We start from the raw sequence: 13,352 nt of genomic DNA, 5'->3' as shown, positions 1-13,352 counted from the left end.
CGCATCGGCCGCGGCGGACTCAACGCCCGCGCAGGGCCCGGTACTTGGCGACCAGGGTCGCCGTCGAGTTGTCGAGGCCCGGCACCTGTTCGTCGGCGCGCAGCGCCGGCTCGACCCGCTTGGCCAGGACCTTGCCGAGTTCGACGCCCCACTGGTCGAAAGAGTCGATGTTCCAGATGGCGCCCTGAACGAAGACCTTGTGCTCGTAGAGCGCGATCAACTGGCCGAGCACCGACGGCGTGAGTTCGCTGGCGAGGATGGTGGTGGTCGGCCGGTTGCCGTGGAACGTCTTGTGTGGCACCAGTTCCTCGGCCACGCCCTCCGCCCTGACCTCGTCGGCCGTCTTGCCGAACGCCAGCGCCTGGCTCTGCGCGAACAAATTGGCCATCAGCAGGTCGTGCTGGTCCACGAGGCCGGGCGGCAGGTCGTCCACCGGCTTGGCGAAGCCGATCAGGTCCGCGGGGATGAGCTTGGTGCCCTGGTGCAGCAACTGGTAGTAGGCGTGCTGGCCGTTGGTGCCGGGCGTGCCCCACACCACGGGCCCGGTCTGCCAGGTCACCGGCCGGCCCGCGCGGTCCACCGACTTGCCGTTGGACTCCATGTCGAGCTGCTGGAGGTAGGACGTGAACTTGGACAGGTAGTGGCTGTACGGCAGGACCGCGTGTGACTGGGCGTCGTGGAAGCCGCCGTACCAGACGCCGAGCAGGCCGAGGAGGAGCGGCACATTCTCCTCGGGCGGCGCGCTGAGGAAATGCTCGTCGACCAGGTGGAAGCCCGCGAGCATCTCCCGGAACCGGTCGTGACCGATGGCGATCATCAGGGAGAGCCCGATGGCGGAGTCGTACGAGTAACGCCCGCCGACCCAGTCCCAGAACTCGAACATGTTGGCCGGATCGATGCCGAATTCGGCGACCTTCTCCGCGTTGGTGGACAGCGCGACGAAGTGCTTGGCCACCGCGTCCTGGCCGGCCCCCAGCTCGCTCAGCAGCCAGTCGCGGGCGGACGTCGCATTGGTGATCGTCTCGATGGTGGTAAAGGTCTTGGAGGCCACGATGAACAGCGTCTCGGCCGCGTCCAGATCACGGATTGCCTCGTGCAGATCGGCGCCGTCCACATTGGATACGAAACGGAAATCCAGGTGGCGTGCGCTGTACGCGCGCAGCGCGTCATAGGCCATGGCGGGGCCCAGATCGGAGCCGCCGATACCGATATTGACGACCGTCCTGATCCGCTTACCGGTGTGACCGGTCCAGTCACCCGACCGGACGCGGTCGGAGAAGGTCGCCATCTTGGTGAGCACCGCGTGCACGGCGGGCACCACGTTCTCGCCGTCGGACTCGACGACCTTCGACAGCGGGGTTCGCAGCGCCGTGTGGAGCACGGAGCGGCCCTCGGTGACGTTGATCTTGTCGCCGCGGAACATCGCGTCCCGCAGCTCGGCGACGCCGCTCGCCGCGGCCAGCGCCCGCAGCAGTCGCAGCGTCTCGTCGGTCACCAGGTGCTTGGAGTAGTCCAGGTAGAGATCGCCGACCTGGAGGGCGTAGCGCTCACCGCGCGTGGGGTCGGCCGCGAACACCTCGCGCAGGCGCACCTCCCCGAGCTGCTCTCGGTGCTCTCCCAGCGCGATCCACTCCGGCATCTGGTCGAGCCGGGTTCGGCCTTCAGCGTTCATCTCGGACATCAGCCCTATTCTTCTCGTCATTGCGCGCCAGCGTCGCCCAACCTAGTTGATCAGGGCGGTGGGTACGTCCTCATCGCGACCCGACGCACGACATCGCGTCCCGGCGCACGACAAGGGCCCGGCAGCGCCTTCCGCGGGGGAAGTGCTGCCGGGCCCTGTCATGCCGGAGGGGACGTGCGCTGCGTGGCGGTCACGACCCGGGTGCCGGACGGGGTCCGTGCGGGGCGGCCCTGCGGTGCGTCAGATCTCGCCGCGGAGCTTGGCCAGCGCCTCCGCGAGGATCGCCTCGCCGTCCGCGTCGCTGCGCCGCTCCCGCACGTAGGCGAGGTGCGTCTTGTACGGCTCGGTGCGCGGCGGGTCCGGCGGGTTCTCCCGGTCCTTTCCGGCGGGGAAGCCGCAGCGCGGACAGTCCCACGTTTCGGGAATCTGCGCATCGCTGGCGAAGCTCGGCTGAGTCTCGTGCCCGTTCGAGCACCAGAAGGAAATGCGGAGGCGCGGCGCTGACTCGCCTCGCTCCGCCTCCCCCATCGGCCCCGCTCCGACCCGACTTCCTCGGATCGCGTTGCCACTTGCCACGGTTGTAACTCCCTGCGTGATGGTGCCGCGAAGCATCCGATAGGCGGCTCCGCTGCCGGGCGCCCCAGTCTATGTAAGGCCCAACGCGCGTCCAGCGACAGGAGTTACACCCCGCCCCCGAGGACGCAAGCCCAATAATAGGCTGCGCTTACGACGGTGTGTCAGTTAATCCAGCTTCATCAGCACGCCAAGCACGACGATGCATGCGAACCACAGGAGACCGACCACAACGGTGATCCGGTCAAGGTTACGCTCGGCGACAGAAGAGCCGCCGACAGAGGACTGCATTCCGCCACCGAACATGTCGGACAGGCCGCCACCCTTTCCCTTGTGCATGAGCACGAGCATCATCAACAGCCCACTGAAGATGATGAGGGCGATTGAGAACCCAGTTTCCACGGCTGGACCAACTCTCTCGGATGCAAGAATTCTGAAAACGATCTGATGAAACTGATGGAACCGTTGAACGCCGTCGGGGCCGGACAGCGCGTTAACGCCGGTCCCGGCCCCGACAGGGTACGACGGGGTAGCCCCGTCGTCATAGCTGCTACTGGTCGCGGAAGCGGACGATCTTGACGAACTCGTCCGCGTCGAGCGCCGCGCCGCCGATCAGCGCGCCGTCCACGTCGGGCTTGGCCATGATCGCAGCAATGTTGGCCGCCTTGACCGAGCCGCCGTACTGGATGCGCACCTTGTCGGCGAGGTCCTTGTTGTACAGCTCCGCCAGGCGCTTGCGGATGGCGGAGCAGACCTCCTGCGCGTCCTCGGGCGTGGCCACCTCGCCGGTGCCGATCGCCCAGACCGGTTCGTAGGCGATGACGATGGACTCGGCCTGCTCGGCCGGCAGGTCCTCCAGCGCCCCGTCCACCTGCGCGAGCGTGTGCGGCACGTGCTGCCCGGCCTTGCGTACTTCCAGACCCTCGCCCACGCACAGGATCGGCGTGATGCCGTGCTTGTAGGCGGCCTTGACCTTGGCGTTGCAGACCTGGTCGGTCTCGCCGTGGTACTGGCGGCGCTCGGAGTGCCCGACGGCCGCGTACGCGCACTTGAGCTTGGCGAGCATGGGGCCGGAGATCTCACCGGTGTACGCGCCGGAGTCGTGCGCCGAGATGTCCTGGGCGCCGTACTTGATCTTGAGCTTGTCGCCGTCGACCAGCGTCTGCACCGACCGCAGGTCGGTGAAGGGCGGCAGGACGGCGACCTCGACGGTGTCGTAGTCCTTGTCGGCGAGCGCGAAGGCGAGCTTCTGGACGTGCGCGATGGCCTCAAGGTGGTTGAGGTTCATCTTCCAGTTGCCCGCCATCAGCGGGGTGCGGTCACTCACGGTGTTCAGTCCTCCAGTGCGGCGAGGCCGGGGAGCGTCTTGCCTTCGAGGTACTCGAGGCTGGCGCCACCACCGGTCGAAATGTGGCCGAAAGCGTTCTCGTCGAAGCCCAGGATGCGCACGGCCGCGGCCGAGTCTCCGCCGCCGACCACCGAGAAGGCCGAGCTGTCGAGGAGCGCCTGGGCGACGGCCTTAGTGCCGTCGGCGTAGTCGGGGTGCTCGAAGACGCCCATCGGTCCGTTCCAGAAGACGGTGGCCGCGTCGGCGAGCTTCGATGCGTACAACTTGCGGGTCTCCGGGCCGATGTCCAGGCCCATCTTTCCGGCCGGCATGGCGTCCGCCGCGACCGTCTCCGGGTGGGTGGCGGCCTTGGCCGCGAGGTCCGGGAAGGCGGGCGCGACCAGCACGTCCACCGGCAGCACGAACTCCACGCCGCGCTCCTCGGCCCGCGTCAGGTACTCACGGACGGCCGGGAGCTGGTCCTCCTGGAGCAGCGAGGAGCCGACCTCGTGGCCCTGTGCCTTGAGGAAGGTGTAGACCATGCCGCCGCCGATGAGGATGCGGTCGGCCTTCTCCAGGAGGTGGTCGATGACGCCGAGCTTGTCGGAGACCTTGGCGCCGCCGAGGACGACCGCGTACGGCCGCCGCACGTCGTCGGTGAGCTTCCGCAAAACGCCGACCTCGGTGGCGATCAGGTCGCCGGCGGCGTGCGGCAGCTTGGCCGGCAGGTCGTAGACCGAGGCGTGCTTGCGGTGCACCGCGCCGAAGCCGTCGCCGACGTACAGGTCGGCGAGCGCGGCGAGCTGGTCGGCGAAGGAGGCCCGCTCGGCCTCGTCCTTGCTTGTCTCACCGGCGTTGAAGCGGAGGTTCTCCAGCAGCGTGACCTCGCCGTCACCCAGAGCGGCGACGGTGGCCTTCGCGCTGTCCCCCACGGTGTCGGTGGCGAACGCGACGTCCTTGCCGAGCAGCTCGCCGAGCCGGGTCGCGACCGGGGCGAGCGAGTACCGCTCGTCCGGCGCGCCCGCCGGGCGGCCGAGGTGCGAGGCGACGATCACCTTGGCGCCGGCGTCGGCGAGCTTGGCGATCGTGGGGGCGACGGCCCGGATACGGCCGTCGTCGGTGATGGTGGCGCCCTCGAGCGGCACGTTGAGGTCGGCGCGAACGAACACCCGCTTGCCCGCCAGGCCGTCCTTGCTGAGGTCGTCGATCGTCTTCATTGCTTCCTGGACTCCTTGAGTCTCCACGGTGGGCCTGCATGGGACAGGGCCCGGACGACGCGCCGTCGCGTCTCCCGAGCCCTGTCCGCAACACATCTCGGTGACCCGGTGGCCGGGGACACCACCCCGCGCCCCCGTGCCCTCGGCCCGCCCCCACCGTGATCGCGGGGGCGCGCCGGGCAGTGCGGCTGGGGAATCTTAGAGCTGGCCGCCGACGAACGTGGTCAGGTCGACCAGGCGGTTGGAGTAGCCCCACTCGTTGTCGTACCAGCCGACGACCTTCACCTGCGCGCCCTGCGCCATGGTCAGCGAGGAGTCGAAGGTGCAGGAGGCGGGCCAGTTGACGATGTCCGAGGAGACGATGGGGTCCTCGGTGTACTCCAGGTAGCCCTTGAGCTCGCCCTCGGCGGCCTTCTGGAAGGCGGCGTTGACCTCTTCCCTGGAGACCTCGCGGCTCAGCTCGATGACCAGGTCGGTGACGGAGCCGGTGGGCACGGGCACGCGCATGGCGATGCCGTCCAGCTTGCCCTTGAGCTGCGGGAGGACCAGGGCGGTGGCCTTGGCGGCGCCCGTCGAGGTCGGGATGATGTTCTCCGCGGCGGCGCGGGCGCGACGCAGGTCCTTGTGCGGGAAGTCCAGAATGCGCTGGTCGTTGGTGTACGCGTGCACCGTGGTCATCATGCCCTTGACGATGCCGAAGCTCTCGTCGAGGACCTTGGCCATCGGCGCCACACAGTTGGTGGTGCAGGACGCGTTGGAGATGACGTCGTGCTGGGCCGGGTCGTACTTGTCCTGGTTGACGCCCATGACGATCGTGATGTCCTCGTCCTTGGCGGGCGCGGAGATCAGGACCTTCTTGGCGCCGGCGGCGAGGTGCTTGGCGGCGTCGTCGCGCTTGGTGAAGATGCCGGTGGACTCGATGACGATGTCGGTGCCGAGCTCGCCCCAGGGCAGGGCGGCCGGGTCACGCTCGGCCATCGTCTTGAAGGTCTGGTTACCCACCGTGATGGTGTCTTCGGTGTGGCTGACGTCCTGCTTCAGCCGGCCCAGGATCGAGTCGTACTTCAGCAGGTGGACCAGGGTGGCGTTGTCGGTCAGGTCGTTGACACCGACGATCTCGATGTCCGCACCCTGCTCAAGGAGCGCGCGGAAGTAATTGCGACCGATACGGCCAAAGCCGTTGATGCCTACGCGGATCGTCACGAACCGATCTCCTCGTTGGTGTGCCGGTCTGGACGCCGGCGAGCTGTATGGGATGTCCCCGACCGCCCTCGACCCTACCGCGTACGCGACCCGTACGTGACATTTGACCGGGGCCGGACAGGCGCCGCCACCAAGGGCCCGCGAGGCCGCTCCAGCCCTTGTGGGAAGCGGTCGAACGGGCCTTCGCGCGCGCCCGGCAGAGCCCGGACCGCCGGGCCTCTCGGGTACCCGGTCACGACCCCCGGCACACCCTCGGCGCGCCCCCGGCCAGGGCGGTCACGCCGGCGGGCGGGCGCGCGCCGCGCGCGTCGGGTGGCTCGGCGCGGCGGTCAGCCGACGGCGCCTTCCACCATCTCCTCGCCCAGGTCGGCCAGGTTGGACTCGGTGCCCGGGATGCCCAGATCCTGGGCACGCTTGTCCGCCATGGCCAGCAGCCGCCTGATCCGACCGGCCACCGCGTCCTTGGTCAGCGGCGGGTCGGCGAGGGCGCCCAACTCCTCCAGAGACGCCTGCTTGTGCTCCATGCGCAGCCGGCCGGCCGCGGCCAGGTGCTCGGGCACCTCCTCGCCCAGGATCTCCAGGGCGCGCTGCACCCGGGCGCCCGCGGCCACGGCCGCACGGGCGGAGCGGCGCAGGTTGGCGTCGTCGAAGTTGGCGAGCCGGTTGGCGGTGGCCCGCACCTCGCGCCGCATCCGGCGCTCCTCCCAGGCCAGCACCGACTCGTGCGCGCCCAGCCGCGTCAACAGCGCGCCGATCGCGTCCCCGTCCCGGACGACGACCCGGTCAACGCCGCGCACCTCGCGCGCCTTGCTGGCGATCTGCAGTCGGCGCGCCGCGCCGACCAGCGCGAGGGCGGCCTCCGGCCCGGGGCACGTCACCTCGAGCGAGGACGAGCGGCCGGGCTCGGTGAGCGAGCCGTGGGCCAGGAACGCGCCGCGCCAGGCCGCCTCGGCGTCGCAGGTCGCGCCGGAGACCACCTGCGGGGGCAGGCCGCGGATCGGACGGCCGCGGCCGTCGACCAGCCCGGTCTGTCGCGCGAGCTGATCGCCGCCCGCCACCACCCGCACCACGTACCTGCTGCCTCTGCGCAGCCCGCCCGGCGCCATCACCACCAGGTCGGAGGCGTGCCCGAAGATCTCGAGAATGTCCTTGCGCAGCCGCCGGGCCGCGATGCCGGTATCGAGTTCGGCTTCGATCACGATCCGCCCGCTGACCAGGTGCAGCCCGCCGGCGAAGCGCAGGATCGAGGAGACCTCCGCTTTGCGGCAGCACGTCCGGGTGACGGGAAGCCGGGAAATCTCATCCTTCACCGCAGCCGTCATCGCCATGGGCCGATCCTTCCATGCATCCGAAAAATACGGTCATACGCGGCGGCCAACAGCTCGGGGTCGTGCCTGGCCGAGCCTTCCCCGGCCTCGGGCTGGGAACAGCTTCCAGGCACGGCCACCGGCGCCAGCTCGACCGTGCCGCCGAGCCGCGCAGCGGCCTCTCGGAGGGTGTCTCGATCGGGCACGGCAGCCTCGTCGGCCAGCACCACGTCCAGGGCGAGTTTAGGGGCGTGTCGGGCCAAAACCTCCAAATGACGCTGCGGAGAGAAGCCGTCGGTTTCACCGGGTTGTGGCGCGAGGTTCAACGAGAGGACCCGTCGGGCCTTCGTCTCGATCAGCGCCTCCAGCAGTTCCGGCACCAGCAGATGCGGTATCACCGAGGAGAACCAGGAGCCGGGGCCGAGGACGACCCAGTCGGCGTCGAGCACCGCGCTGACCGCCTCCGGCACGGCCGGCGGGTCGTTCGGCACCAGGTGCACCGACTGCACCTCGCCGGGTGTGAGGGCGACGGTGGCCTGCCCGCGCACGGTGCTGATCTCCTCGGGCCGCCCCGGGTCGTGCCCGCGCACCAGCGCCTGGAGTTCCAGCGGTACGGCCGACATCGGCAGCACCCGGCCGTGCGCGCCCAGCAGCCGGCCCACCCACTCCAGGGCCTTGACGTGGTCGCCGAGCTGTTCCCACAGGGCCACGATGAGCAGGTTGCCCACCGCGTGCCCGTGCAGCTCGCCCTCGCTGGCGAACCGGTGCTGGATCACCCGGGCCCAGGTCTGGCCCCAGTCGTCGTCGCCGCACAGCGCGGCCAGCGCCTTGCGCAGGTCGCCGGGGGGCAGCACGCCCAGCTCGTCGCGCAGCCGGCCGCTGGAGCCGCCGTCGTCGGCGACGGTGACGACGGCGGTGAGGTCGCCGGTGATGCGGCGCAGCGCCGCGAGCGAGGCGGACAGCCCCCGGCCGCCGCCGAGCGCGACGACCTTGGGCTGGGTGCCCCGGTTGGTACGGGCTCCGACCAGGCGCCGGAACCGTCGGGAGCGGACGGTCACTCGCGCCCCATGTCCCGGTGCACGATCACGGTCTCCACTCCCTCGGCGGCCAATCGGGTCGCCAGCTTCTCCGACATGGCCACGCTGCGGTGCTTGCCGCCGGTGCAGCCGACGGCGATGGTCACGTACCGCTTGCCCTCGCGGCGGTATCCGGCCGCGATCAGCTGGAGCAGCTCCGCGTACCGGTCGAGGAACTCCTTGGCGCCCGGCTGGTTGAAGACGTAGCCGGAGACCTCCTCGTTGAGGCCGGTGAAGGGGCGCAGCTCGGGGACCCAGTGCGGGTTGGGCAGGAAGCGGCAGTCCACCACCAGGTCGGCGTCGACGGGCAGGCCGTACTTGTAGCCGAACGACATGACCGTGGCCCGCAGCTCCGGCTCCTCGTCGCCGGCGAACTGGGCGTCCATCTTGGCCCGCAGCTCGTGCACGTTGAGGCTGGAGGTGTCGATCACCAGATCGGCGTCGCCGCGCAGCTCGCGCAGCAGGTCGCGTTCGGCGGCGATGCCGTCGACGATGCGGCCGTCGCCCTGGAGGGGGTGCGGTCGGCGCACCGACTCGAAGCGCCGCACCAGGGCGTCGTCGGACGCCTCCAGGAACAGCACGCGGCGCTTGACGTGCTTGGCCTCCAGGTCGGCCAGCGACTCGCGCAGGTTGTCGAAGAAGCGGCGGCCCCGCACGTCGACGACGACGGCGATCCGCGCGACGTTGCCCTGCGAGCGCGCGCCGAGATCCACCATGGTGGGGATCAGGGCGGGCGGCAGGTTGTCGACCACGAACCAGCCGAGGTCCTCCAGGCACTTGGCGGCCGTGCTGCGGCCGGCGCCCGACATGCCAGAGATGATCACCAGCTCGGGGATGGCCACCGGTTCGGCGGCCTCGCCCGTGATGCCCGTACTCACCTGTGCTTCATCTCCATCGATCGCGTTCATGCCGTGTCCCCCCGTTCCGATGCCGCCGCCGTGGGTGCGGCGTCATCTTCGATAATCTCTCCCGTGGCGGTGTTCACCGCCGGGGCGGCCGGAGCCGCCTGTGCCAGGGCCGCGGCGACGGTCTCGGCGGTCTTGCGACCGATGCCGGGCACCTCGCAGAGTTGGTCGACCGTGGCGGCGCGCAGCCGCTTGACCGACCCGAAGTGCTTGAGCAGGGCGCGCTTGCGGGTCTCCCCCAAGCCTGCCACCGCGTCCAGCGGTCCGGCCCTGAAGCTCGCCGCGCGCTTGGTGCGCTGGTAGCGGATGGCGAACCGGTGCGCCTCGTCGCGCACCCGCTGGAGCAGGTACAGCCCCTCGCTGCTGCGGGGCAGCACGACCGGGTCGTCCTCGCCCGGCAGCCAGACCTCCTCCAGTCGCTTGGCCAGTCCGCACACGGCGACGTCGTCGATGCCCAGGTCGTCCAGGGCCCGCTGGGCGGCGGCGACCTGCGGTTGCCCGCCGTCCACGACCACGAGCTGCGGCGGGTAGGCGAAGCGGCGCGGCCTGCCGTCCTCGTCGCGGCCGGAGTCGGCCACCGAGCCCGGGGCGACCGCGCCGGCGGGGGTCAGCTCCTCGACGCTCACCTGGTCCGGGGCGCCCGGGGCGTCCGAAGTGTCCGGGGCGTCGGGCGTGTCGCCCGCGTCACCCGCGTCGGCGAGGTCCCACTCGCCGGTCTTCTGCTTCTCCTGGAGGTAGCGACGGAAGCGGCGGCTGATCACCTCGTGCATCGAGCGGACGTCGTCCTGGCCGGCGAAGGACTTGATCTGGAAGCGCCGGTACTCGCTCTTGCGCGGCAGGCCGTCCTCGAAGACCACCATGGAGGCGACCACGTCGTCGCCCTGTAGATGGGAGATGTCGAAGCACTCGACCCGCAGCGGCGCGGTGTCCAGGCCGAGCGCCTCGGCGATCTCCTCCAGGGCCCGGGAGCGGGTGGTCAGGTCGGAGGCGCGCTTGGTCTTGTGCAGCACCAGGGCGTGCTCGGCGTTCCTGGCGACGGTCGCCATCAGGTCCTTCTTGTCGCCGCGCTGGGGTATGCGCAGGGACACGGCGGCGCCACGGCGGTCGGTGAGCCACTGGTTGAGGGCGGCGGTGTCCTCGGGCAGCACCGGGACCAGCACCTCCTTGGGCACCGCGTCGCCGCTCTCCTCGCCGTACAACTGCTGGAGCGCGTGCGCCACCAGGCCCGCGGTGTCCACGGCCTCGACCTTGTCGGTGACCCAGCCGCGCTGGCCGCGCACGCGCCCGCCGCGCACGTGGAAGATCTGCACGGCGGCCTCCAACTCGTCCTCGGCGACCGCCATCAGGTCGGCGTCGGTGGCGTCGGTGAGGACGACGGCGTTCTTCTCCATCGCGCGCTTGAGCGCCTCGATGTCGTCCCGCAGCCGGGCCGCCTTCTCGTACTCCATCTCCTCGGACGCCTCGCGCATGCGCGTCTCGAGGCGTCGGATGTAGGCGCCGGTGCGGCCGGCCATGAAGTCGCAGAACTCCTCGGCCAGCGCCCGGTGTTCCTCGGCGCTCACCCGGCCCACGCAGGGGGCGGAGCACTTGCCGATGTATCCCAGCAGGCAGGGCCGGCCGATCTGGGCCGAGCGCTTGAACACCCCGGCGGAGCAGGTCCGCACGGGGAAGACCCGCAGCATCAGGTCCACGGTCTCGCGGATCGCCCACGCGTGGCCGTACGGACCGAAGTAGCGCACGCCCTTGCGCTTGGGGCCGCGCATCACCTGCACCCGGGGGAACTCCTCGTTCAACGTCACGGCCAGCGACGGATAGCTCTTGTCGTCGCGGTACTTGACGTTGAACCGGGGGTCGAACTCCTTGATCCACGCGTACTCCAACTGGAGCGCCTCCACCTCGGTGGAGACCACGGTCCACTCGACGGAGGCGGCCGTCGTGACCATGGTGCGGGTGCGCGGATGGAGGTTCGCCAGGTCCTGGAAGTACGAGGACAGCCGCGGGCGCAGGCTCTTCGCCTTGCCGACGTAGATCACGCGCGCGTGCTGGTCCCGGAACTTGTAGACCCCGGGCGAGTCGGGGATCTGTCCCGGCTTGGGTCGGTAGCTGCTGGGGTCGGCCATGGTCACCACCCTACTGGCGGGCAGTGACAGTCCGTCCTCGGTGCGGCGCCGGTTCGGGCCGGGCGCCGGCCACCCCGAGACGGCCGCCAGCCGCCGGTTCGCGCGCCGCGCGCCGCCCGCGCCACCGGGGCGCACGCCCCGGCGCCGGTCGCGGGCCCGCCGACGACAAGGCCGTGCCGCACCAGTCCGGTGGGACCGGTGCGGCACGGCGGGCGGCACCCTGCTGACGAGACGGCGTACGGCACGGGGCGGACCCGGCGCGTAGGAGCGGCGTACGCCTCGGCGTGGTGCGCCGGGTGGGCTAGCGCCGGCGCAGCCGCAGGGCCACCGCGCCGGACAGGCCGAGGGCGACGAGCGCCGCCAGCGCGGTGAGCGCGGAGGTGGCGGTGAGCAGGCCCTCGTCGCCGGCGGACGCGGTGGCGCTGTGCTGGACGGCGTCCCGCGCGCCGTCGGCGGGCCGCGCGTCGGTCGGCGGCGCGGCGTCGGACCGCGGGCCGTAGCCGCCGGCCTCTCCCTTCTTGGCGTACGGGGAGCCGGGGAGCTTGTCCGCGTACGCCTTGTGGACGCGCTCGCGGTAGGCGTCCACCGTCGTGCCGCGCGCGCCGACGGCCCGCTCGGCGTCGGCGTCGAGGGGCAGCACGCGGGCCCCGCGCTGGACGTACCAGGCGTCGATCTGCGGCTCGCGGAAGACGGTGCCGCCGGCGAGCTTCTTCGCGCCCTTGGCCACGTAGTACGTCTCGTCCCCGCCGGTGGCGATGTTGACCACCTTCCAGGAGCCGCCGGTGTGCGCGGTCCACACCGAGGCGACCTGGCCGTCCGCCGACAGTGCCTTGCTGGCCAGGAAGTCCAGCTTGGCGATGGGCGCGCGGTCGGCACCCGAGGCGTCGGCGACGAAGCCCGGCGCCAGGGTGTAGACGGGCACCGTCGCCCCCTCGATCCGCGGCTGCGCCTTCGCCCTGGCGACGGCGCCGTCCCGGGCGAAGAACCGGGCGAGGCTGTCGAGGGTGCTCGGCGCGGTGGTCGCGGCGCGGGCCGCGCTGACGGCGGTGGCCGCGGGGGCCTTGGGCGCCGCCGGGGACTCGCTGGCCGCGGCCTGCGGGGCGCCGGCGACCAGCACGGCGATCGCGGTCGCGAGGGTGGCCGCGCCCACGGTGGAGCGGGCGCGCGACGGCTGGGCGGTCGTGACCGACCTGGGGGTGCGCTCGACGGTCATGACCTCACGCTCCGATCCGGTAGAGCGAGTGGGTCCAGGAGAACTCGTTGTTGCCCACGTACCAGCCGTGCGAGGCCCAGTTGTACCGGTTGTTGGAGGGCCAGGGGTCGCCCCAGTAGACGAAGCCGTTGGCGTTGTCGTAACCGTAGATGACGTGCATGTGGCCTCCGCCCGATGACCACTGGATGCGGGTCTCAATGGGGCGCTCCGCGTTGATCTCGTTCTGTATCGCGCCGTACTGCAGCCAGTCGTTGATGTACGAGCCCGGCCTGATGCCCGCCCAACGCAGCGCAGTCTGCACGTTACCGAGGGTAGCTTGATTGTTGGGGCAGTCGAGGCCCTGCTGCCGGTTGAAGGCGGCGTTGCAGAACTGGTTCTGGCTGTAGTTCTTGCCCATCCAGGTGGCGATCGTGTTGCCCGCGGCCGACCAACACCAGTTGGTCTTCTGCTGCGCCTGCATGGTGATGTTCAGCCGGTTCGCCGCGCGGGTGTCCCGCGTGTCGTCGGTGGCCGCGGTCGCCGTGGCCGTGGGCACGGCCAACACGGCGACCGCGGCGAGCGCGGTCACGGTCAGCCGTCTGGGGTGGGGACGGCGCGCGCGGCGCTGTCGAAGGGTGAGGGGCATGGCGTTCCTCCCAGCGAGCGAGGGGTGTGGGGTGGAGGAGCGCGTCCGGACGCTGCGAGGAGCATCAGGTGTTGTCCGAGCACAGTCAACACGCTTCAATGCGTG

12 protein-coding genes are annotated in these 13,352 nt (G+C 70.8%); all 12 read right to left on the bottom strand.

From position 1 onward, the window contains the following. Positions 1 to 19 precede the first annotated feature (19 nt). Positions 20 to 1,672, bottom strand: coding sequence for a glucose-6-phosphate isomerase (gene pgi, locus AC3CHW_RS27980; protein ID WP_488471189.1), 1,653 nt, complete (start codon positions 1,670 to 1,672; stop codon positions 20 to 22). A 249-nt stretch (positions 1,673 to 1,921) separates the two neighbouring features. Beyond that, entirely contained in the window at positions 1,922 to 2,257 is a 336-nt protein-coding gene (locus tag AC3CHW_RS27975) for an RNA polymerase-binding protein RbpA (protein ID WP_176161036.1), read from the bottom strand. A gap of 165 nt (positions 2,258 to 2,422) precedes the next feature. Beyond that, positions 2,423 to 2,656 (bottom strand): preprotein translocase subunit SecG, encoded by a 234-nt coding sequence (secG, locus tag AC3CHW_RS27970; RefSeq protein WP_176161037.1) that lies wholly within the window; start codon positions 2,654 to 2,656, stop codon positions 2,423 to 2,425. A gap of 148 nt (positions 2,657 to 2,804) precedes the next feature. Further along, positions 2,805 to 3,581 (bottom strand): triose-phosphate isomerase, encoded by a 777-nt coding sequence (gene tpiA, locus AC3CHW_RS27965; protein WP_488468295.1) that lies wholly within the window; start codon positions 3,579 to 3,581, stop codon positions 2,805 to 2,807. Positions 3,582 to 3,586: 5 nt separating this feature from the next. Then, complete coding sequence (locus tag AC3CHW_RS27960) at positions 3,587 to 4,798, bottom strand: phosphoglycerate kinase (RefSeq protein ID WP_488468294.1); 1,212 nt, start codon at positions 4,796 to 4,798, stop codon at positions 3,587 to 3,589. A gap of 198 nt (positions 4,799 to 4,996) precedes the next feature. Then, entirely contained in the window at positions 4,997 to 6,001 is a 1,005-nt protein-coding gene (gene gap / locus AC3CHW_RS27955; protein WP_176161040.1) for a type I glyceraldehyde-3-phosphate dehydrogenase, read from the bottom strand. A gap of 329 nt (positions 6,002 to 6,330) precedes the next feature. Next, on the bottom strand, positions 6,331 to 7,329 hold the full coding sequence (gene whiA / locus AC3CHW_RS27950) for a DNA-binding protein WhiA (RefSeq protein ID WP_176161041.1): 999 nt from the start codon (positions 7,327 to 7,329) through the stop codon (positions 6,331 to 6,333). Further along, the gene (locus tag AC3CHW_RS27945) at positions 7,320 to 8,366 is read right to left on the bottom strand and encodes a gluconeogenesis factor YvcK family protein (protein WP_176161042.1); all 1,047 of its coding nucleotides are present in this window, start codon (positions 8,364 to 8,366) and stop codon (positions 7,320 to 7,322) included. The genes whiA and AC3CHW_RS27945 overlap by 10 nt, the downstream gene beginning before the upstream one ends. Further along, on the bottom strand, positions 8,363 to 9,292 hold the full coding sequence (gene rapZ / locus AC3CHW_RS27940) for an RNase adapter RapZ (RefSeq protein ID WP_176161043.1): 930 nt from the start codon (positions 9,290 to 9,292) through the stop codon (positions 8,363 to 8,365). The genes AC3CHW_RS27945 and rapZ overlap by 4 nt, the downstream gene beginning before the upstream one ends. Continuing rightward, the gene (uvrC, locus tag AC3CHW_RS27935; RefSeq protein ID WP_488468293.1) at positions 9,289 to 11,409 is read right to left on the bottom strand and encodes an excinuclease ABC subunit UvrC; all 2,121 of its coding nucleotides are present in this window, start codon (positions 11,407 to 11,409) and stop codon (positions 9,289 to 9,291) included. The genes rapZ and uvrC overlap by 4 nt, the downstream gene beginning before the upstream one ends. Positions 11,410 to 11,710: 301 nt before the next feature. Continuing rightward, a complete protein-coding gene (locus tag AC3CHW_RS27930; protein WP_398609841.1) occupies positions 11,711 to 12,622 on the bottom strand; it encodes a hypothetical protein in 912 nt (303 codons plus the stop codon). Positions 12,623 to 12,626: 4 nt separating this feature from the next. Next, on the bottom strand, positions 12,627 to 13,247 hold the full coding sequence (locus AC3CHW_RS27925; protein ID WP_176161045.1) for a papain-like cysteine protease family protein: 621 nt from the start codon (positions 13,245 to 13,247) through the stop codon (positions 12,627 to 12,629). Positions 13,248 to 13,352 lie beyond the last annotated feature (105 nt).

The organism is Streptomyces sp. MGP-BFMKR1 (assembly GCF_057766585.1).
This window is presented reverse-complemented; position numbering and strand designations above follow the sequence as displayed.